Genomic DNA, 19,838 nt, shown 5'->3' with positions numbered 1-19,838 from the left:
TCTTGTAACCTACTTTTAACTATAGATGGATTTAAATAGTCTGTTAATTGGGACAATTTTTGTTAAATAAGAGCTCCGCTAGAGGAGCTCTTATGAAAAATGGAGGCTTACTATTAAAAAATGATGGTGTTCCCTTTCTATTAACTTGGGACAATTTTATATAATCGACAAAAAAGGACAATTGCTGAATGCAATTATCCCTTATAATTTGCAGAATAGTCATTATTGTTTTTCCCGGACCACTGCTTTCTTAAGGTCTACGGGTGACCCAATGTTGGTAAGCAGGTTCTTCAGGTGTTGATTGGAAATATGGAGATAGTGATTTGCTGTTGCGTAGTCCAGTTTTTCTTCATAATAGGCAGCAACCATCTGAAGATATTTGATTCCTCTATCGATGTTCATATGCTGTTCAATAATAGGTAGTCCATGCTTTATCAAATAGTGAATCAGGTTTTTTTTTGTACCAGCTGCTTCTAAATAAAGGATCTTCAATTCAATATATCTCGGAGATTTTTGATCTTGAAAGGAATCCAATACTTCTGATAACAGCTCGGCAGCCTTCTCATTTTGCGAAAAAGAAATAAGTGCCTCGGCCAGATAGGAAATCGTTATATAATAAGAAGCTGAATTCTTTTCTTTGTGCTGAAGAGCCTGTGAATAAAAATCCAGCGATTCTTCTATTTTCCCTTGTTTGTAATATAAAAAACCGAGGTTATGTAAAGAAAGGGCCTTCGTTTCCGTATCCTGAAGTATCTCTGCATCACTTAAAATATGTACAAGTATCTCTTTCCCTTTATCAAATTCACCAATATGAATGAAATTAATAGCTAGAATCATTTTGACATGGACCATTCTTAATAAATTGTTTGTCTGATGAAAAACATGCAATGCTTTATACGCATAATGAATGGATAAAGAATAGTGGCATAAATGCCCGTGCACGGCTGATCGAAAATAATAGTACTCTGAAATTTTTGCCCGATATTCTTCTGCTTTGTTTTCCACACGGGATAGGAAGAGGAGGGCCTGGGGAAATTGTTCCTTTTTCCCATAATAGATGGCTTGAAGCAGATCCCAGACATATGCCTCAAAAGGAGAAAATTTTGAGATATATTTATGAATGCCTGTTAAGGACTCCTCAAATGTAGAAAAATCGTGCAATAGCAGATAGTACCGCAGCATATATAATTCATAGAGATAAATCATGTCCGTACAGCGCACATATTCCTTGTATTCCTGCAATTCTTTATATAATATTGCTGCTTTTTCATGGTGCAGCCGCTCCATTGTCTCGTAAAACATATCCAGTTTATGTCTTACTAGCTCGCTCTTTTTGTTTTCTTCCTCAATGGAAATTTGCAATCTGTCACACAGAAGCTGGAGTGTTTTTGGATTGGCTTCTTTTACATTGTTTTCAATTTTACTTAAGTGGGTAACCGAGCAAATGCCCTGGCAAAGCTGTTCTTGCGTCTTATTTTGCTTTCTTCGGTGATAATAAATCACTTTTCCAATGGACATACAACCAACCTGCTCTCTTGTAAAATGATTAACTTTCTAAGCTTAGTATACTGAATGGATTTCAATGGTTCCTGTCCTTTTACTAGTCATATAGTACGATTTTGTTATAAAAAGTGAATCCCCTCTATTTAATGAGGGGATTCGGGCAGCATATTAATGATATTTTTTATACCATTCTACGAAAAAGCCTAACCCTATTTCTAATGGAGTAGCGGGGGAGAAACCAGCAGCCTTCTGCAGGTCGGTAATATCCGCATAGGTCTCTTTCACATCTCCAGGCTGCATCGGGAGGAATTCCATTTTGGCTTTTTTACCGATTAGATTTTCTAACGTATGAATGAAATCCATTAATCTAACGGGGCTATTGTTGCCGATATTATAGATTTTGTAGGGGGCATGACTTGTGCTTGGGTCGAGGTCTCTGTTTGGATCTGGCTCAGGCGGTTGGTCTAGTAATTTGACGATTCCTTCGACAATATCATCAATATAGGTGAAATCCCTGCGCATGTCGCCATTATTGTATACTTTTATCGGATTCCCTTCGATTATATCCTTTGTAAAAGAATAATAGGCCATATCTGGTCTGCCCCATGGTCCATACACAGTAAAGAAACGAAGACCAGTCGTTGGGATATTAAATAAATGACTGTAAGTGTGTGCCATTAATTCATTCGCTTTTTTCGTAGCCGCATAGATACTTACCGGATGGTCAACAGTGTCTTGGGTAGAGAAAGGGGTTTTGGAATTTGCTCCATATACTGAACTAGACGACGCGTAAAGTAAGTGCTCCACTTGATAATGCCTACATGCCTCTAAAATATTTACAAATCCTACTAGGTTGGAATGAACATAGGAGTGTGGATGGGTGAGACTATAACGGACCCCAGCCTGCGCAGCTAAATTAATCACAATGGGGATGGAATGACTCTCAAAAATTTTAGTTAAACCTTCTGCATCAGCTAAATCTACTTTATAAAAGGTAAACTTATCGTTAGTCTCTAATTGCTTTAGCCGTTTATTTTTTAATTGAATATCGTAATAGTCATTAAGGTTGTCCACACCGATTACATGGTAATTTTCAGCTAACAAACGTTTAGAAAGATGGAACCCAATAAAACCTGCCGCACCTGTTACTAAAATGTTCATTTTTTATCCGATCCTTTTTTACGATCATTTCCCTTCTTTTTATCCTTGTTATCTCTCTTACCGCCATGCTCTCTTTTTTGACTGTGGTCCGTATCACGATCATGTCCTTTTTTATGGTCACGGTTCCTATCATGATCCTTACCCTTTTTATGGTCACGGCCCTTTTCATGGTCCTTGCCCTTTTTACCGTCAACGTCCTTATCATGACCCTTGCCCTTTTTATTCCCTTTTTTACTGCTTTTATTTTTGATTACTGGCAGAACAGTAGGAATGTCCTTAATTTCCATTTGTACTTCCTCTTCAGTGAGTGGAATTGGCGTTTTTGTCCATTCTGCATGTGTGGCAGGATCAAGAAGCTTTACCTGCTCAAGAAATGCTGCCAGGAACCCTCTTTCATGAAGGTTTTGGAAAAGTTCTAATGGCCGTTCTTGCAGACGGGAGAAAGAATATACATGGTCGACCATTTTAAAGCCTGTTTTGGTAACAAAAACATGTCGTAATGGGGCATCAATTTGTTTAAAGCCTGCTTGTTTCTGGGAGGTTAGTATGTCTAATAAGAGTTTTGTCACGATGGGTGGAAGGGTGGTTTGTTTTTTTAGAAAGGTGTTTAAGTCTGGTCCTACTAAATATTCCATGACAACGTAGTTATCTCCGCTTTCATAAACTTGTGGTATAAAGGAGAGGTCTTGATTAGCCAATAAAATGGTTTTTTCCATTTCGCAATGTTCTGGTTTTCCATAGATTTTTACGCATTGATCCTCAGCAATACGAAAGACCGCACCTTGGTGTCCTGCACCGATTAATGTTTGTGAGATAGCGCTATCCACTTTTACTCCTTCACCATTTCCTCCAGAAAAGACGGGAATGTTCCGGTAATCTATTTTGTTTTCATCAAAATATCTCTGCCATGTTTGATAGGTGTCAGGTTCTAATTTTCTTACTTGAGTTAAGAAGGATTCTTTTAGTAACATCATGTTTAAATCTCTCAATAATTTAAGTGGTACCGGATGTATGCGCTTGAAGGCATTTACATGGTCAATGACCTTAAGTTCTTCATTTTCAAGGACGAAAATATGCCGTAACGGAGCGTCAACCATTGTGAACTGTGCCTTTCTCATTTCACCTAGGATATATAGAAGTTTTCTAGTAATCGATTCCGGGATATAGGTGCAATTCCGGAGATATTCCTTTAATGTGGGAGCATTAAAGTATTCCATGACGATATAGTTTTCACCATATCCATATAATCGTGGAAAGAACGCTAAGTGTTGTCCTGCTTTGAGTGCTTCTAATTCCATTTGGGCCTGCAGGGTATTAGAATAAATTTTTACACAGCGCTCCTCCGATAATTTAAATACGGCTCCTTGAGCACCCATTCCGATTAGTGGGTAGTTTGTGGGGTTGTCAATTAATAGTGTTTTTGGTCCTTTGGTTACTTTAATTAATCTGAAATCTACCATTATGATCCCCCTAACAATTCATCGTAATAGTTGGCTTGCAAGAGAAGCTGCTTATTTTGGTCAAAGTTTTGTTCTACGTTCTGGCGAGCAGCAATCGCATAGCCTTCCCACAGGTGTCTATTCAGTAACATAAATTCTAATGCTTCGGCAAGATGGTCAACATCGTTTTCTCGTACTAAAATACCATCTTGATTATTGGTGATGATTTCTGGGATACCAGCATGGTTCGTGGCGAGAACAGGTATGCCAGTTGCCATTGCCTCTTTGATTGTATTTGGTATTCCTTCTACATCTCCATTGGACGCTGTTATACTTGGTGCACAAAATATGTTCGCTTGTCCCATTAATTCTGGAACTTGGCTTTTTGGCACACGATTTAAGAGACGGAAGGATGTACCTAAATTCAGCTGTGAGGCTAAGGATTTAATATAGCCTTCCAACTCACCGCCGCCAATAATGGTAAGAGTAGCCTTTGGAAATTTTGATTTAATCTTTTTAAACGCCTGCATTAAGACATGGTGTCCTTTCTTTTCTACTAGTCTCCCAATAGAAAAGATGTTCTGTGATCCAAGTATATTTGGTCCTTTATAAGGGAAAAGGTTAAGGTCAACTCCTCCATATAGAACTCTGATTTTATCAACAGGACATCCCCATAGATTAATTCGATGAGCTAAATATTGACACACTGGGAGAAAACGCTCTCCTTGTTCAAATAGCATTTTCATGCCATCTAAATAACCCACAGGCTGATTGGCAAGTGTTGCATCCCTGCCCCTGATACTTGTTACGAGCGGGAGGGAGGTTTCTTCTTTAAATGGAAGAAGTAATAAACCTAATTGAGCATGGTGTGCATGCAGGAGGGAAACTTTATTTTTTTCTATATATTCTTTTGGTGAAAAGATTTCACTTAGGTAGTGAACCTTGTCATTCAGAAGCGGAAGATTCACCATATACTTAGGCTGCCGGACCAAATGTATATAATCATAGCCAGGAACTTCCCGAATCTGGGGAATATATTGGGTCGGGTCGACTCTTAGATTCAGATGGATAACTTTTTGCAATTGTTCATTCTCCTTTCAAAAAAAATATCTAAATTTCTAATCCTCTAAAAATAAGGTATGCTTTTTGAAAGGGAAGGCTTGGACAAATTGGTAAAAACACGAAATGCGCCACAGTCAATAAAGACTGTAGCGCATTGTAAGTGCCATATTAATGAAATTATCTTAATGTTTTTAAAGCTCCGCTCCAAGCGATTACTTCATCAAGCATTGCCGTCATGTTTGTTTGGTGTAGATCTTGTGGCTTGAATACAGAGCCGTTTTCGAAGTCTGTGAATAAAGACAATGTTGGATGTGTACGAACGTCAGCCACTTTTACTTCGCCAAGGATTCCACGTAAATGTTCTGCAGCACGTGCTCCGCCTGTTGAACCGTAGCTTACGATACCAGCCGCTTTGTTGTACCAAGCTTCACGTGCGAAATCAATGGCATTTTTTAATGCGCCAGTGATGCTGTGGTTGTATTCTTGAACAACGAATACGAATCCATCTAAGCTCGCAAGTTTTTCATTCCAAGCAGCGATTCCTGGTTCAGTTCCATCAGTAGTTCCTAAGAACGGCAGGTTGTAATCTGCGATATCCACGATTTCATAGTCTGCATCTCCACGCTTTTCAGCCATTCCTTTTACCCATTCTCCTACCTGCGGGCTAACACGTCCTTGACGTGTACTTCCTAAAATAATACCGATTTTTAATTTTGGATTTGTCATTGTTTCTTCCTCCTTTGTTGTTGTACCAAATAATTTGTTTAAAAAACCCATGATGTCCACCCCTTGCTGTTATTTTTTATCTATTTAGGTTTTTTGGTCACGTTTGTTTTGAATTAAAATATAATCAAATAATATATTTTTAATTCGAGATAAATATAATACAGATTTACCTTGCTGTCAAGAGATTGGATTCATTAGAAAAGAACCAAGGATCCCAAACTTAGCGTGGGAAAGTGAAATTGGTTGTTATGGAGGGTTCATGAAGTCCAAAAAGGGTTAGGAAGATGAGGATGGTCTTGGATGAAAACATGATTGTGCCCGAACAAATGGAGTTTTGCGGATTTGGGTAACAATCAGGGGATGAAAAATATATATTACAGAATCTGTATTTCTCATTGTTAGGAGGTGCTTGTCTGTTTGAAAAGGCTATGCCACAATATACAAAGAGTGTGAATGAAGGGAGGAAATAATCTATGTCTACTTTGCCAAATTGCCCAAAATGTAATTCAGAATATACATATGAAGATGGAAGTCTATTGATCTGTCCTGAGTGCGGTCATGAGTGGAGTTTAGATACTGAATCGACGGAAGAAGAAAGAGTTATTAAAGATGCAAATGGAAATGTTTTAAGTGATGGTGACACGGTAACGGTCATCAAGGATCTTAAAGTAAAAGGAAGTTCATCAACATTAAAACAAGGTACGAAGGTGAAAAATATTCGTTTAGTGGATGGCGACCACAATATCGACTGTAAAATCGATGGATTTGGTGCCATGAGTTTAAAGTCTGAGTATGTGAAGAAAATATAGAAAAATAGGCGCTCCCTGCTTAAGGAGCGCCTTCAATTTATTTTTAAAAGTCAATTTTGTCAGGGTCTGGACCGACTCGATGATTTTCATTTAGACTACTTATTCGGTTCATATCTTCTGTCGTCAGTTCAAAATCAAATAGGTTGGAGTTCTCTATTATTCTGAGTTCTTTTGTTGATTTAGGTATGGTGACAACGCCGTTTTGTAAATCCCAGCGTAAAAGGATTTTAGCGACGGTTTTGTTATATTTATCGGCTAGTTCCTTTAATAGGGGATTATCAAATAATTGACCCTGCATTAAAGGTGACCAGGCTTCAAATTGAATGTTATTGCTATCACAAAAGGCTTTGACTTCTGCCTGAGTTAACAATGGATGGTATTCAACTTGATTGACCATTGGTTTCACTACTGCAACTTGCATTATTTTTTCAAGGTGGTGGACTTGGAAGTTACTCACACCAATCGCTTTAACTCTTCCTTCTTTATAGAGGGTCTCTAAGGCACGCCATGCTTCTATAAATTTATCCTCTACAGGCCAATGAATAAGATATAGATCAAGATAATCGAGACCTAGTTTTTTTAAGCTAGTTTCGTATGCTGCTAAGGTTGAGTCATAACCTAAATCAGAATTCCAAACCTTTGAGGTAATAAATAATTCTTCTCTTGTAATGCCATATTCATTGATTGCTTCGCGAATGGCTTGCCCAACGCCTTCTTCATTTCCGTAAATAGCGGCTGTATCAATACTGCGGTAACCTTGTTTAATCGCAAATTTTACTGCATGAACTAATTCAGGACCTTCTTCTACCTTAAATACCCCAAGACCGAACCAAGGCATTTTTACACCATTAGATAAAGTAGTTGTTGCTTGTAAGTTGTTCGTCATTTTACTGAACCTCCAATTTTTGATTTGAAAATAAACACTGGTTATCTGTAACGTTTTTGTCTTTTTCTTCAAGCTTACGGCTCCAGCCAGTAAGGAAGACAGCGCCAAGAACCATTAGTGCTCCTATCCAAGTGGTGTGGATGAGTCCAATTGAATCGGTTATGATTCCGCCTAAGTAGGAACCAATCGCAATGCCTGCATTAAACGCAGCAATATTAAGGGCAGAGGCTACGTCTACAGCGGTTGGCACATACCGCTCTGCCAGCATGACCACGTACACTTGTAAACCAGGTACGTTCATAAAAGCAAGAAGCCCCATAAAGAAAATCGTGATTAATCCTGCTATTTTAAATGGTGCTGTAAACATTAAAATAAATAGGACAACTGCTTGGACAATAAACATATAAAATAGGGCCTTAATCGGATTCTGGTTGGACACCTTTCCACCAATCATATTTCCGATCGCGATCGCAATCCCATAGCCAAGTAGAATGGCAGCTACTGTTCCTTCTTTAAATCCTGTGATGTCCAGTAGAATGGGAGAAAGATAAGTAAAAACAACAAATGTTCCTCCATACCCTAAGGCTGTAATGATAAATACTAGAAGTAAGCGACCATTTGTCACTAACTTTACCTGATCGCGAAAAGATGAAACGGTCCCTTTTCGTAAAGAGGATGGAACTAGGATACTATTTGCTAGTAGTGCGATTACCCCGACAACAATAATCAGAATAAACGCCATTCTCCAGCCAAATTGTTGACCTATAAACGTACCGAACGGAACACCGGTTACCGTGGCAACGGTTAGTCCGGTAAACATAATGGAGATTGCGCTGGCTCTCTTATTTTCTGGTACTAAATCAGCTGCGATAGTAGAGCCGATTGACATGAAAATACCATGTGAGAGAGCAGCTATAACACGGGCCGCCAGAAGTACGCCGATGCTTGTTGCGCTTGCCGCCAGACCATTCCCGATTATAAAAATGACCATGATCCAAAGTAATAAGGATTTACGTGACATACTAGAAGTAAGAGATGTCAGAATGGGTGCCCCGAAGGTAACACCAAGTGCATATAGGGAAACCGTTAACCCGGCAGTTGTAACGGGTATTTCTAAATCATTTGCAATTAACGGTAAAAGCCCGACACTGATAAATTCAGTGGTCCCAATTGCAAAGGCACTAATGGCTAATGCCAGCAGTGCAAACAAACTTTGTTTATGATTGAAAGACATATGTTGTCTCCTCCTTATGAAAATTTTTGAACGATTTGCTTGTTACGGCACAATCGATAAATGTTATTATGGGATATAGTAAAACATTAGTGAAGTACGCACTTTAAAGTGATATAGATACTTTCAAGTAATATAGGTACTTAAAAGTGCCTATGAATGAGGAGGGAATTTACCTATGAAACAACAAAAGAAATATAATATATCTGTAGAAGCGACGCTGGAAGTAATCGGAGGCAAGTGGAAGTGTGTGATTCTCTGCCATTTAACCCATGGCAAGAAACGAACAAGTGAATTGAAACGCTTGATGCCTGATATAACGCAGAAAATGTTAACGCAGCAATTGCGTGAATTAGAGGAAGATGGGGTCATTAACCGTATTGTTTATAATCAAGTTCCGCCGAAAGTGGAGTATGAGTTAAGTGAGTATGGCTGGAGCTTACAAGGTATCTTAGATTCACTGTGTGCATGGGGCGAAAAACATATAGCCAAAGTGTATGGAAGTATGGATGTCTTAGAAGAAAACGTACTAAATGAACATTTAAAATAAAAAGGGCGCATCCTTTTTCAAGGATTGCGCCTTATTGTCTAGCTTCAGCGCCTGAGCAAGGCGCTGAAGCTTTTCTACTTTTTCAATAAAAGATAGACAAAGTAGGGAGCTCCAATTAATGCAACCATAATACCGGCAGGGATTCCTGCAGATTCCATGATATTCCGTCCTACAGTGTCTGCAAATACTAGCAGCCAGCCGCCAATCAGAATCGCGATCGGAATAAATAATTGATTTCGCGGTCCTACTAACGCTTTTGCCATATGTGGCGCCATTAAGCCGATAAAGGTAATTCCTCCCGTAACCGAAACCGCAGAGGCAGCAAGGGCAACAGCAGTAATAAGTAGAACAATCCGCTCTTTTTCAATCGAAATTCCGACTCCGATTGCAACTGGTTCACTGAGACTAAGCAGGTTTAACCGATTCGCTTTGTACAAGGTAAAAGGAAGAAGGACAACGAGCCAAGGGAGGAGTGCCCAAATAAATGGCCAATCTGTTCCCCAAATATTCCCTGCTAACCATTTAGCAATAAAGTCGACCTTTGTCCGTTCAGCAGAAGAAATTAGGACAATCATCGCTCCGGAAAGTGCCATCGAAAAACCAACCCCGATTAACACCAACCGTACTGGCTGCATTCCTTCTGTTTTACTATATGCGAATAGATAAAGTAGCACGGCAGTCAGCAATGCTCCGACAAAAGCAACAAGTGGAAGCATGTAGACAAACGAACCTGAATCGATTGGAAAAAACAGAAAGAAAACGGTGACAGCAACACCCGCACCAGAGTTAATTCCAATAATACCAGGGTCAGCAAGATCATTACGGGTAATTCCTTGCAATATAGCCCCTGATAAAGCTAGTGCCATACCAGCCAATAGGGTAATGATGATTCGTGGTAATCGAACCGAAAATAACACAAATTCCTCTTTGAATGTACCTTGACCAAGAAGGGTAGGAATCAGCCTGTCGTATGAAAGAGAGGCATAACCTAACCCCATCCCAATCACAAGCGTAATGATAATTAATGCAAATAAACTAAATAAAATGATTCGTTGTTTTCTAAGTAACGAGGGATGAATCATGAGAATGCCTTACCTCCTTTACGGACAATCACAAGAAAGAAAGGTAAACCCAAGGTTGCAACAATCGCCGCCACAGGTGTTTCAAAGGGAGCATTTATGGTCCGGCCAAGTGTATCGGCAAAAAGCATAAAGGTGGCTCCAGAAATAGCCGTCATTGGGAGGATAAAACGATAATCGGTCCCGACCATTGCTCGAACAACATGAGGAACCATTAATCCTATGAATGCCATGTTTCCGATAAGGGCAATAGAAGCCCCAGCTAATAAAATGATTGCGATAAAGAGAATCACCTTTATTTGTGTTGTTTTTTGACCTAATCCAACTGCCACTTCTTCATTTAAACTAAGAATCGTAAGCTGCCTTGATAAAAAGAAAGAAACTAGTAACCCAACTAGGATGAAGGGAACAATAATCTGAAGTTGTCCCCATGTAGTGCCAACCATACCTCCAGCTGTCCACATCGAGACATTTTTTGATATTTTAAAATAAATACCAATTCCTTCTGCAATTGCATAAAGGAAAGCAGAAACGGCTGCTCCGGCTAATACAATTCTTAGTGGTGAAAAGCCGCCTTTTCTCATCGCACCGATGCCGAATACCATGGTTGTTCCTGCCGCTGCTCCAATAAAGCAGGCAATGGTAATACTGAAATAATTAGCTGAAGGAATAAATGCGATAATGAATGCTAGTGCGGCATTTGCCCCCGCTGTTAAACCAAGTAACCCTGGATCAGCTAGTGGATTCCTAGTGATTCCCTGCATAATCGCTCCCGCAACGGAAAGGGCAGCCCCAACTACGATGGCAGCGATTTCACGCGGTAGACGGATTTCACGAATGATGGATATTTTTTCACCCTTCGTATTAGAAAATAGTGCCTGCCATACATCGCGAAGAGAAATATCTGCTGCTCCGAAAATCATGGAAAGGACAAACATCGCGGCAAATACAAGTAGTCCGATTATCAATTTATAGCCAAAAGGAATGGAACGTCGGTTGTCTATAGTCATAACTCTCTCATCTTTTCTTTCATAGAATAGGGGTAAGAGGAATCCTGTGAAAGAATTCCTCTTCTAATATTAATTACCTAAAAATGATTTCTTAATGAATTCTAACTGCTTTTCAAGAGTGACTGGATCACTGAAGGAAGCACCTTCACCATTCATTTCAAAGACGCGATTGTTTTTTACTGCCGGAATGTTTTTGTACGTTTCTGTTTCTTGGAAGGAAGTATCAGCATCAGAGTATTTACTCAAGATCACATAATCTCCTGCATACTCAGGTATTACCTCAGCAGATAAAGTAAAGTAGCCTGATGATTCCGCAACTTCCTTCACTTTATCAGGCATTTTTAGTTTCATAGCTTGATAAAGGATTTCTGTTCCACGTGCCCAGTTGCTTCCATATACATAAAGATCCTTGCCGTAGCTTTCGATAACGGATACGGTTGCGTCCTCACCAATTTTGGCACGGATTTCTTCGCCTGCACTTTCAGCTTCTTTCTTGAAGTTGTCCACCCATTCTTGAGCTTCTTTTTCTTTATTTAATAGTTTACCAATTTCTATGTGCTGTGTTAGATAGTCCACTTTTCCCCAAGTATATGTAACGGTAGGGGCAATTTCACTTAACTTATCTACGTTTTTAATATTTGAAAGTCCAATGATTAAATCTGGATCTAATTCAATAATTTTTTCTAAGTCTTCATCAGAAACTTCTGTGACATCTTTCATTTCTTTTTCAAACGTTGGGTTATTCTTTGACCAAGTATCAGCTCCGACAACATTCACGCCTAATTCAAGGACGTTTCCAGTGAAGCCAGAAAGCATAATGACACGCTGTGGGTCTGCAGGTACTTCAACTGGTCCATTTTCTGATTGGTAGGTAATAGTTTCTGATTTCTTTTCAGCTGGTGCTGCGCTTTCCTTTTCTGTTGAGGTTTCTGTACCGCAGGCACTAATAATTAACGCTACGAGCAGAATAAATGGCAGTAGTAGTTTTTTCATGTTTTGTTTCTCCTTTTAGTAAATTGTACGTTACGCACATTGGTTTTTTTGTTCGAGGATCGTGTCCGATGACAGCGTCAATATTGAATACCTTCCTCAGCACTTTTTGGCTGATAACTTCTTCACAACTTCCAGCTTTTACGATTTCACCGTCTTTTAAGGCGATGATATGATCGGCAAAGCGAGCCGCTTGGTTTAAATCATGAAGGACCATTACAATTGTCCGCTCTTGCTCGTGATTTAATTTTTGCAGTAGCTCCAAAACCTCTAATTGATGGGCCATATCCAGGTAGGTAGTTGGTTCATCTAGGAAAATAATTTCCGTTTCTTGTGCCAGTGCCATCGCAATCCATACTCGCTGTCGCTGCCCGCCTGATAGGGCGTCGACAGGCCGGAATTTATAATCAATGGTTCCTGTTACTTCAAGGGCCCAGTCAATCACTTCATAATCCTTTTTTGTCAGGCGGCCAAAGCCTTTTTGATAAGGGAAGCGGCCATAAGATACAAGTTCTCCAACGGTTAGTCCGCTTGCACTTTCTGGTGTTTGTGGAAGGATTGCCATTTGCTTCGCAAGTATCTTGGTGTTTACTTTCGAAATATCTTTTCCGTCCAAAAGGATGGACCCAGATTGGTGCGAGATAATACGTGTAATTGCTTTCAATAATGTCGATTTTCCACAGCCATTCGGTCCGATGATGGTTGTGATCTGTCTATCTGGAATTTCAATACTTAGACTTTTGACAATTAAGCGTTCACCATAGCCAATGCTTAGGTCATCAGTAGAAAGGCGAACCATTGTAATCCTCCTTTTATTTCTGGGAATAATTGATAATGATTATCAGTATCGTTATGACCTAACTATAATGGTGATTGATAATGATTGTCAATTACAATTTTGTGAAAAGTTTTTAAGCGTTTAATAGTGTTTAATAATAAAAGTCTCAATTCCTTATTAAATAAAGGTTAGTTGTATCATTTTTTCCTGTCAAAAAATCGACAATTTTGGAGCAGCAGAATTTTCAAAAATATCTATTGTAAATCGAAGAGAAATCCATTAATCTTATTGATAATGATAATCAATTACAGTTGGTTAGGGAGTGAACGGAAATGGAACAACAAGAATTGTTTGATGTGACGGTTATTGGCGGTGGACCTGCGGGGCTTTATTCCACCTTTTATAGTGGACTCCGAGAAATGAAAACAAAGGTCATTGAATACCAACCGGAATTAGGCGGAAAGATTCACGTCTACCCAGAAAAAATGATCTGGGATGTTGGCGGTTTAACACCAATTACGGGAGCAAAATTAATGGAACAGCTTGTTGAACAGGCGTTAACCTTTAGTCCAACCGTTGTTTTAAATGAAAAAGTAGAGTCGATTGCGCGTAATGAAGAAGGAATCTTTGTTTTAACAGGATCTTCTGGACAAAAGCATTTTTCAAAAACAGTGATTGTTGCCATAGGCAGCGGCATTTTAAATCCGCAAAAGCTGGAGATTGAAGGTGCCGAGAGATTTGAAGTGTCTAATTTACATTACACTGTTAAATCCTTTAAACAGTTCAAAGACAAAACGGTCATCATTTCCGGTGGTGGAAATTCTGCCGTAGACTGGGCAAATGAGTTAGAATCAATTGCGAAAAAGGTCTATTTAACCTATCGAAAAGAGGAATTAGGGGGGCATGGACAAGAAGCACAAGCAACAAAGCTACTTGAAAGCTCTGTAGAATGTTTCTTTCAATCTTCGATTACCAAATTAATTGCCAATGGCGACCGTGATGAAATAGCCACCGTGGAATTAACGAACGAGGAAACAGGTGAGGTATCTTATTTGGCAGTCGATGAAGTGGTGATTAGTCATGGGTATGAACAGGACGCTACCTTATTGGAAAATAGTACATTGTCAATTGATAGAGTAGATAATTATTATATTGCCGGAAACGCAACAAGCGAATCCTCTATTGAGGGTCTTTATGCAGCTGGAGATATCCTTATGTATGAAGGGAAAATCAATTTGATTGCCGGCGCCTTTCAGGATGCAGCCAATGCCGTAAACAAAGCCAAGCAGTTTGTTCAGCCTGACGCCGCAAAAGTGGCGATGGTTTCTTCCCATAATGAGGCGTTTAAAGAGCGTAATAAGGAATTAATCAAGCAAATGATATAAATGAAGGTGGACTGATGTCCACCTTTATTTTATATGCGGGGCAATTTGATCAATCCGATTTGTCCAGATTCCGCCGGTATAATTAGCAGGAAGTCTTTGTAAATCCTCCGGAGTATCAAAGCCCTCCGACCAGCCGCCATCACCTGCAACCACTATCACCCGTGTATCGACACTGTCCATCCGGTTTAAGAACTTTTCCGACCATCCCCATAACCAAGGAGAAATTTTCTCTGGTATATGCAATTGTGTTTTTTCACACGCTGAAGGAATAAATCCTGTCCAGCCGACTGCAATATAAGGAAGAAGACAGCTTTTCAACGTCGCTTTAGACATGACGCGGAGATTAGGGATTTCTTCTTTTATGGTCGCAATGGGCTGGTCGCCGCCATACACAGTTATTTGACTTAAACGTTTTTGAGGCAGCTTTGAGAGCACATCTGCAAGTTGGAGCCCTTCTTCGGGATCATCACTTTTGATATGAATTAAAAAAGATTCCTTTGGAAAATGGCTTAACACTTCATCGAGAGAAGGCATGAGGCCAACACCTTTCCCACGGAAAGGGTAGGTTTTTCCCTTATCCGCCGTGTAGCCATAGCCGATATCTAACTGCTTTAATTCTGCCATCGTAAATTCCTTCGTCGTGCCTTCGGCATTTGTCCGGCATTCCAGCGTCCAGTCATGAAAAACAGCAAATTGACCATCTTTTGTCGGCTTAATGTCCAATTCCACGACATCCGCCCCGTTTTCAAAGGCTGCCTCCATAGAAGGGATTGTGTTTTCCAAGTAAGGATGTTCAGGTTCAAAAATGCGTTCCGCCGTACAGGTATCGCCCTGGATTCCTTCCATACTGAAAGTTTGTCCCAGCCCGCGGTGTGCGAGAAGCAGCGGGTCACCTTCACGATCCTTCGCAAATATAGAACTATTGTTTAGAAAAATAAATAAAGACAGTAAAAGTAGAAATATGAGCAATCTTTTTAGTACTTTATTCAGTTTCTTTTCCTCCATTATTTGATATACATGATTAATATATATCAGAGGAGATTACAAATCCATTAAAAAAAACTGATTGGAGTTTCCAACCGGCTCTGAGCTAAATTCTCTTTTTAACCTCTTCTCTAATCGATTCAATGAGTGTATCCGATAAATTAGCCGGCAGGGATGTGCCTTCTTTATAAATCCAAGAATTAATGATTTCCAAGTCTGCTTTTTTAAACGTAATGCTGTAATTCGTTTGATTGTGTGTAAACTCTGCTGTTACATATTCCTCACTATCAAAATCATCATCGATAATCATGCTGGTTATTTCATATGACATCACAGTATAGTCTCCTTTTAACATACGATAACAAATAGTGTTTGTTAAAAAGAAAGGTTTATACAAATTGATCGAAACAGACACTGTCCACCTGGGGTGGACAGTGTCCACGGATGGTGCCTGTCACCAGTTATGCAGGCGTCCTATTTTCAATCAGGGCGCTTACTTGCATAACTGTTAATGGTTTACTGTACAAGTCACCCTGAACGATATCACAGTGGTGTTGTTTCAGAAAGAGCAGCTGCTCTTTACTCTCAATTCCCTCAGCAATAACGGACAACCCAAGGCTGTGACCTAAATAAATCATCGTTTCTACTAATGCTTTGTCTTTTTGACTGCCCATAATATCTTGGTTAAATGGCTTAGGAATTTTTAAGGTGGTAATCGGAAAGAAAAATAGAATAATAGATGAAGTAAGTGGGGCAGCTAGTAAAAATAGATATTCCCCAGTTGTGTAGACTGCGTCGTTATTTTGCAAAAAGTAAAGCCAGATATAATAACCGAGAGTATGAAAAAGTGTATAGTAAATATATAGCTTTTTTCTAACCAACCAATCCATCCATGACACTCCTATGAGAAAGCAGATTTATTTCCATTTTACTTGAATAAAAGTAAGACAATTTTACCGTTTGGGAGAGTGAAAGGTTGTCGAAAAATGTCAGCAGATGCGGTGATTTATCTTGAATTACGAGTTTTTTTTGCATTTATATGAATTTATAGGGAGTGAATAGCTAGTGAAACCAAAAATCTACATAACGCGTAAGTTGCCGGAGCCTATTGTTTCAAGGTTAGCAGAGGTTTGTGAGGTGAAAATGTGGGACAAAGAAGAGGAACCGGTACCTAGAGAAATCCTCGAAAAAGAGATTCGGAATGTGGAGGGCCTTTACTCTTTATTAACGGAGAGCATCGACAAAACCCTTTTAGATTTGGGAACAAAATTGAAAATTGTTAGTAATATGGCCGTTGGCTATAACAATATCGACGTGGCTGCAGCGACAGAAAAAGGGATTATGGTAACCAATACACCAGGAGTATTAACGGAGACGACTGCGGATTTAACCTTTGCCCTGTTAATGGCCACGGCTAGGAGATTCATAGAAGCATCAGATTATTTACGTGCGGGAAATTGGAAAACATGGTCGCCGATGCAATTAACCGGGCAGGATATATATGGCGCTACCTTGGGGATATTTGGATTAGGCAGGATTGGCGAGGCGCTCGCTAGGAGAGCGAAAGGCTTTGATATGAAAGTTTACTATCATAACCGTTCCCGAAAGGTTGAAGTCGAGGAAGTACTTGGTATTGAGTACGCGGAAAAAGAAAGATTATTACGTGAATCGGACTTTATATGTGTGTTGATGCCGTTTACTCCGGAGACTAAGAATTACATTGGTGCTGCAGAGTTTTCACTCATGAAACAGACTGCTGTCTTGGTTAATACCGCCCGCGGCGGAATCGTCGACGAAGAAGCCCTTTATCATGCCTTAAAAAATGGGGATATTTGGGGCGCCGGCATTGATGTATTTGAAGAAGAGCCCGTGAGGACAAACCACTCTCTGCTCAGCCTTCCAAATGTTGTCGCCCTGCCGCACATCGGCAGTGCGAGTGTGAACACGAGACTAAAAATGGCATTACTCGCTGCAGAAAATTTACTGCAAGGTCTTCAGGGAGAAACACCGAAACATTTAGTGAATTAACTAAAAGCATGAAATGAGTTGAATAAAAGGTTAGGACTCCCTAACCTTTTATTTATCTAAAAGCCACTTTGTGACGGTCTTTGACTCTTCTTCTGATAATAGTCCGCCTGGCATCATGCCGACACCATTGTTCAGTAATTTCAGCATTTCTTCTTCAGAATACTTTGCCTTCATGTCGGTCATTGGCGGACCTGCTAGTCCTTCTAAGTTTTCACCATGGCAGGATAAGCACCCAAATTTATATAAACCTTCTCCGTCTGCAGGTCTCTTTGCAGTAGCAGTATTGGATGAACATCCGGCTAATAATAGGAATGAGAGGGCAAAAACAATCCATAATTGCTTCATAATCTAGCCTCCTAATGGCGTGTAATCGTTACTAAAAGAGTACTTTATAAAACTAAATTTTTTCTAAACGAAAGATTAAAAATTTCTTAAATGGCTAAGAATTAATTCTTGCGGATAGCAGAAAATACTTGCGGATAGCGGAAAAATACTTACGGATAGCAGGAAATACTTGCTGATAGCAGGAAATACTCCCGTTTGGCAGAAACTAGAGGTAAAGGAGTTGGCACAATGATGGAAATGGCAACGTTTGCGGGTGGTTGTTTTTGGTGCATGGTATCACCGTTTGATGAACAGCCTGGGATTAAGGAAGTCATTTCAGGTTATACAGGCGGACATAAGGAAAACCCGACTTATGAGGAAGTTTGCTCGGATACTACGGGGCATTATGAAGGTGTTCAAATTACTTTTGACCCTGACATCTTTCCCTATAAGAAATTGCTGGAGATATTCTGGCAGCAAATTGACCCAACCGATGAGGGTGGCCAGTTTAATGATCGCGGTTTATCGTACCAGACGGCGATTTTTTATCATACTGAAGAACAAAGGGTAATGGCGGAAAACTCAAAGGCGGAACTGGCTCAGAGCGGACGTTTTCAAAAACCGATTGTAACAAAAATCCTGCCCGCTGGTCCCTTTTTTCGAGCAGAGGAGAAACATCAGGACTATTATAAAAAAATGCCTTTTCACTATAACCACTATCGAGAAAGTTCGGGTCGGGCTAAATTCATTCGTGAAAACTGGAAAAAGCGGAAAAGTGATGAGGATCTGAAAAAAGAATTAACCCCGATTCAATATGAAGTCACTAGGAAAAATGCGACAGAGCCGCCGTTCAAAAATGAATATTGGAATAACAAAGAAGAAGGAATTTATGTAGATATCATTTCAGGTGAGCCGCTTTTTAGTTCACTTGATCAATATGATGCCGGCTGCGGATGGCCAAGTTTCACGAAGCCGTTAAGGCGATATGAATTGGAGGAAAGGTTTGATACCTCCCATGGAATGAGGCGGATTGAGGTTCGCAGCAAAACATCCGATTCCCATCTTGGGCATGTGTTTGATGATGGTCCAGGTCCTGACCGCGCCAGGTATTGTATTAACTCAGCCGCACTCCGATTTGTGCCTAAAGATAAACTGGCAGAAGAAGGCTATGGACAGTTTTTAAGGCTGTTTACCTAAACGAACTCCCAGGGCTTAGCCCGGGAGTTTCTCAATTTTCTCTTTTAAATCAAAGAGATACTTTTTCCATTGAGGTGCCAATTCTTCAATACTCACTATTTTTTCAATAACTCCCAAAGATGGTGATGGGTCATTGAAATAGAGATGATGAATGGAGGAAACGGTGATCTGCTCAGGATGTGCCGACAGCTTTTTAATTTGAGAATCTGCTGTTATTTTTCCTTCTTTCAACACTCTGAAAAAATATCCGGTATATCCCGTTTCAATAATTCTTTTTAAAAGAAGGTTGTTGTTATTGCGTTTATTGATGGTGGAGCAGGGATAACGGCCTTGAGATACCTGCAGGACAGCCTCTCCAATCTGAAAAACATCTCCAATACAAACCTGATCTTCCTTCATGCCGATAGGTGTTACATTTTCCCCGAATGCAGAGGGCGTTAACGTTTTACCAAAGACACTTTCCCAATGTGCATAATGTTCGAAGGGATATACGCAGACTACTCGCTCTGAACCACCATGATACTCAGGATTGGCCACCTGATCGCCATTTATCTGATTAAAGCCCACAAACAGCTCTTCACATCGTTCTTTCCAGATTCCGGACTCATAAGCCGCATCCTTATAGACCATATTTTTAGGCAGTCCCTTGCTTAAATAAATAATTTCTCTATTGTCCAAAGCTCTCTTCGCCTCCTT

Annotated in this window: 21 protein-coding genes; 5 read left to right on the top strand and 16 right to left on the bottom strand. The window is 39.9% G+C overall.

Annotation, left to right across the window (positions count from 1 at the left end; translation table 11 throughout):
• Positions 1-222: 222 nt before the first annotated feature.
• The 5 genes from ACIQAA_RS07790 to ACIQAA_RS07770 all read right to left on the bottom strand — a co-directional run bounded on the left by ACIQAA_RS07790 (position 223) and on the right by ACIQAA_RS07770 (position 5,942).
• Positions 223-1,518, bottom strand: coding sequence for a helix-turn-helix domain-containing protein (locus tag ACIQAA_RS07790; RefSeq protein ID WP_402617297.1), 1,296 nt, complete (start codon positions 1,516-1,518; stop codon positions 223-225).
• Between the two features lie 153 nt (positions 1,519-1,671).
• The gene (locus ACIQAA_RS07785) at positions 1,672-2,664 is read right to left on the bottom strand and encodes an NAD-dependent epimerase (RefSeq protein WP_402617295.1); all 993 of its coding nucleotides are present in this window, start codon (positions 2,662-2,664) and stop codon (positions 1,672-1,674) included.
• Positions 2,661-4,124: a hypothetical protein gene (locus tag ACIQAA_RS07780; protein ID WP_402617293.1), complete on the bottom strand. Its 1,464-nt coding sequence runs from the start codon at positions 4,122-4,124 to the stop codon at positions 2,661-2,663. The genes ACIQAA_RS07785 and ACIQAA_RS07780 overlap by 4 nt, the downstream gene beginning before the upstream one ends.
• Positions 4,124-5,185 (bottom strand): glycosyltransferase, encoded by a 1,062-nt coding sequence (locus tag ACIQAA_RS07775; RefSeq protein WP_402617291.1) that lies wholly within the window; start codon positions 5,183-5,185, stop codon positions 4,124-4,126. The genes ACIQAA_RS07780 and ACIQAA_RS07775 overlap by 1 nt, the downstream gene beginning before the upstream one ends.
• Before the next feature lie 157 nt (positions 5,186-5,342).
• Positions 5,343-5,942 carry an NADPH-dependent FMN reductase gene (locus tag ACIQAA_RS07770; RefSeq protein WP_402617289.1) on the bottom strand — a complete coding sequence of 200 codons (600 nt, stop codon included), beginning with the start codon at positions 5,940-5,942 and terminating at the stop codon, positions 5,343-5,345.
• A 422-nt stretch (positions 5,943-6,364) separates the two neighbouring features.
• Here ACIQAA_RS07770 and ACIQAA_RS07765 point away from each other — a divergent pair, with 422 nt between their 5' ends.
• Complete coding sequence (locus ACIQAA_RS07765; RefSeq protein ID WP_402617286.1) at positions 6,365-6,700, top strand: zinc ribbon domain-containing protein YjdM; 336 nt, start codon at positions 6,365-6,367, stop codon at positions 6,698-6,700.
• Between the two features lie 43 nt (positions 6,701-6,743).
• On the opposite strand, the gene ACIQAA_RS07760 is transcribed toward ACIQAA_RS07765, so the two are convergent.
• Both ACIQAA_RS07760 and ACIQAA_RS07755 read right to left on the bottom strand, forming a co-directional pair.
• Positions 6,744-7,586 carry an aldo/keto reductase gene (locus ACIQAA_RS07760; protein WP_402617283.1) on the bottom strand — a complete coding sequence of 281 codons (843 nt, stop codon included), beginning with the start codon at positions 7,584-7,586 and terminating at the stop codon, positions 6,744-6,746.
• Position 7,587: 1 nt separating this feature from the next.
• Positions 7,588-8,820: an MFS transporter gene (locus ACIQAA_RS07755; RefSeq protein WP_402617280.1), complete on the bottom strand. Its 1,233-nt coding sequence runs from the start codon at positions 8,818-8,820 to the stop codon at positions 7,588-7,590.
• Between the two features lie 175 nt (positions 8,821-8,995).
• Between ACIQAA_RS07755 and ACIQAA_RS07750 the strand changes: the two genes are divergently transcribed.
• Positions 8,996-9,367: a winged helix-turn-helix transcriptional regulator gene (locus ACIQAA_RS07750; protein WP_402617277.1), complete on the top strand. Its 372-nt coding sequence runs from the start codon at positions 8,996-8,998 to the stop codon at positions 9,365-9,367.
• A 74-nt stretch (positions 9,368-9,441) separates the two neighbouring features.
• Here the strand turns inward: ACIQAA_RS07750 and ACIQAA_RS07745 are convergent, their stop codons facing one another.
• From ACIQAA_RS07745 to ACIQAA_RS07730, 4 genes are all read right to left on the bottom strand, one after another.
• Complete coding sequence (locus tag ACIQAA_RS07745) at positions 9,442-10,449, bottom strand: FecCD family ABC transporter permease (RefSeq protein ID WP_402617275.1); 1,008 nt, start codon at positions 10,447-10,449, stop codon at positions 9,442-9,444.
• Positions 10,446-11,456, bottom strand: a complete 1,011-nt coding sequence (locus ACIQAA_RS07740) for a FecCD family ABC transporter permease (protein ID WP_402617272.1) — start codon at positions 11,454-11,456, stop codon at positions 10,446-10,448. Before ACIQAA_RS07740 ends, ACIQAA_RS07745 begins: the two co-directional genes overlap by 4 nt.
• A 69-nt stretch (positions 11,457-11,525) precedes the next feature.
• Positions 11,526-12,449, bottom strand: a complete 924-nt coding sequence (locus ACIQAA_RS07735) for an iron-hydroxamate ABC transporter substrate-binding protein (RefSeq protein ID WP_402617269.1) — start codon at positions 12,447-12,449, stop codon at positions 11,526-11,528.
• Positions 12,400-13,245: an ABC transporter ATP-binding protein gene (locus ACIQAA_RS07730; protein WP_402617266.1), complete on the bottom strand. Its 846-nt coding sequence runs from the start codon at positions 13,243-13,245 to the stop codon at positions 12,400-12,402. Before ACIQAA_RS07730 ends, ACIQAA_RS07735 begins: the two co-directional genes overlap by 50 nt.
• A gap of 311 nt (positions 13,246-13,556) precedes the next feature.
• On the opposite strand from ACIQAA_RS07730, the gene ACIQAA_RS07725 reads away from it, so the two are divergent.
• Positions 13,557-14,609, top strand: coding sequence for an NAD(P)/FAD-dependent oxidoreductase (locus tag ACIQAA_RS07725; protein ID WP_402617263.1), 1,053 nt, complete (start codon positions 13,557-13,559; stop codon positions 14,607-14,609).
• Positions 14,610-14,633: 24 nt separating this feature from the next.
• Here the strand turns inward: ACIQAA_RS07725 and ACIQAA_RS07720 are convergent, their stop codons facing one another.
• The 3 genes from ACIQAA_RS07720 to ACIQAA_RS07710 form a co-directional block, all read right to left on the bottom strand.
• Positions 14,634-15,614 (bottom strand): glycerophosphodiester phosphodiesterase family protein, encoded by a 981-nt coding sequence (locus ACIQAA_RS07720; protein WP_402617260.1) that lies wholly within the window; start codon positions 15,612-15,614, stop codon positions 14,634-14,636.
• An 85-nt stretch (positions 15,615-15,699) separates the two neighbouring features.
• Positions 15,700-15,924 carry a hypothetical protein gene (locus ACIQAA_RS07715; RefSeq protein ID WP_402617257.1) on the bottom strand — a complete coding sequence of 75 codons (225 nt, stop codon included), beginning with the start codon at positions 15,922-15,924 and terminating at the stop codon, positions 15,700-15,702.
• 130 nt (positions 15,925-16,054) lie between these two features.
• Positions 16,055-16,483 carry an EAL domain-containing protein gene (locus ACIQAA_RS07710; RefSeq protein ID WP_402617254.1) on the bottom strand — a complete coding sequence of 143 codons (429 nt, stop codon included), beginning with the start codon at positions 16,481-16,483 and terminating at the stop codon, positions 16,055-16,057.
• Between the two features lie 175 nt (positions 16,484-16,658).
• Between ACIQAA_RS07710 and ACIQAA_RS07705 the strand changes: the two genes are divergently transcribed.
• Positions 16,659-17,621, top strand: a complete 963-nt coding sequence (locus ACIQAA_RS07705) for a 2-hydroxyacid dehydrogenase (protein WP_402617251.1) — start codon at positions 16,659-16,661, stop codon at positions 17,619-17,621.
• 48 nt (positions 17,622-17,669) lie between these two features.
• Here ACIQAA_RS07705 and ACIQAA_RS07700 read toward each other — a convergent pair whose 3' ends face one another.
• Positions 17,670-17,966, bottom strand: a complete 297-nt coding sequence (locus ACIQAA_RS07700; protein WP_402617248.1) for a c-type cytochrome — start codon at positions 17,964-17,966, stop codon at positions 17,670-17,672.
• 228 nt (positions 17,967-18,194) lie between these two features.
• Between ACIQAA_RS07700 and msrA the strand changes: the two genes are divergently transcribed.
• A complete protein-coding gene (gene msrA / locus ACIQAA_RS07695; protein ID WP_402617246.1) occupies positions 18,195-19,142 on the top strand; it encodes a peptide-methionine (S)-S-oxide reductase MsrA in 948 nt (315 codons plus the stop codon).
• 15 nt (positions 19,143-19,157) lie between these two features.
• On the opposite strand, the gene ACIQAA_RS07690 is transcribed toward msrA, so the two are convergent.
• Complete coding sequence (locus ACIQAA_RS07690; protein ID WP_402617243.1) at positions 19,158-19,820, bottom strand: MOSC domain-containing protein; 663 nt, start codon at positions 19,818-19,820, stop codon at positions 19,158-19,160.
• Positions 19,821-19,838: the final 18 nt, after the last annotated feature.

This window comes from Neobacillus sp. NPDC093182 (assembly GCF_044754045.1).
The sequence above is the reverse complement of the archived record's forward strand: the minus strand, read 5'-3'. Positions and strand labels throughout refer to the sequence as shown.

Bases quoted from the DNA above. Each gene is read 5' to 3' on its own strand.
- ACIQAA_RS07720 (WP_402617260.1), bottom strand. From the start codon at position 15,614: ATGGAGGAAAAGAAACTGAATAAAGTACTAAAAAGATTGCTCATATTT.
- ACIQAA_RS07750 (WP_402617277.1), top strand. From the start codon at position 8,996: ATGAAACAACAAAAGAAATATAATATATCTGTAGAAGCGACGCTGGAA.
- ACIQAA_RS07730 (WP_402617266.1), bottom strand. From the start codon at position 13,245: ATGGTTCGCCTTTCTACTGATGACCTAAGCATTGGCTATGGTGAACGC.
- ACIQAA_RS07765 (WP_402617286.1), top strand. From the start codon at position 6,365: ATGTCTACTTTGCCAAATTGCCCAAAATGTAATTCAGAATATACATAT.
- ACIQAA_RS07745 (WP_402617275.1), bottom strand. From the start codon at position 10,449: ATGATTCATCCCTCGTTACTTAGAAAACAACGAATCATTTTATTTAGT.
- ACIQAA_RS07755 (WP_402617280.1), bottom strand. From the start codon at position 8,820: ATGTCTTTCAATCATAAACAAAGTTTGTTTGCACTGCTGGCATTAGCC.
- ACIQAA_RS07700 (WP_402617248.1), bottom strand. From the start codon at position 17,966: ATGAAGCAATTATGGATTGTTTTTGCCCTCTCATTCCTATTATTAGCC.
- ACIQAA_RS07740 (WP_402617272.1), bottom strand. From the start codon at position 11,456: ATGACTATAGACAACCGACGTTCCATTCCTTTTGGCTATAAATTGATA.
- ACIQAA_RS07725 (WP_402617263.1), top strand. From the start codon at position 13,557: ATGGAACAACAAGAATTGTTTGATGTGACGGTTATTGGCGGTGGACCT.
- ACIQAA_RS07760 (WP_402617283.1), bottom strand. From the start codon at position 7,586: ATGACGAACAACTTACAAGCAACAACTACTTTATCTAATGGTGTAAAA.
- ACIQAA_RS07780 (WP_402617293.1), bottom strand. From the start codon at position 4,124: ATGGTAGATTTCAGATTAATTAAAGTAACCAAAGGACCAAAAACACTA.
- ACIQAA_RS07785 (WP_402617295.1), bottom strand. From the start codon at position 2,664: ATGAACATTTTAGTAACAGGTGCGGCAGGTTTTATTGGGTTCCATCTT.
- msrA (WP_402617246.1), top strand. From the start codon at position 18,195: ATGATGGAAATGGCAACGTTTGCGGGTGGTTGTTTTTGGTGCATGGTA.
- ACIQAA_RS07710 (WP_402617254.1), bottom strand. From the start codon at position 16,483: ATGGATTGGTTGGTTAGAAAAAAGCTATATATTTACTATACACTTTTT.
- ACIQAA_RS07770 (WP_402617289.1), bottom strand. From the start codon at position 5,942: ATGGGTTTTTTAAACAAATTATTTGGTACAACAACAAAGGAGGAAGAA.
- ACIQAA_RS07735 (WP_402617269.1), bottom strand. From the start codon at position 12,449: ATGAAAAAACTACTACTGCCATTTATTCTGCTCGTAGCGTTAATTATT.
- ACIQAA_RS07790 (WP_402617297.1), bottom strand. From the start codon at position 1,518: ATGTCCATTGGAAAAGTGATTTATTATCACCGAAGAAAGCAAAATAAG.
- ACIQAA_RS07715 (WP_402617257.1), bottom strand. From the start codon at position 15,924: ATGTCATATGAAATAACCAGCATGATTATCGATGATGATTTTGATAGT.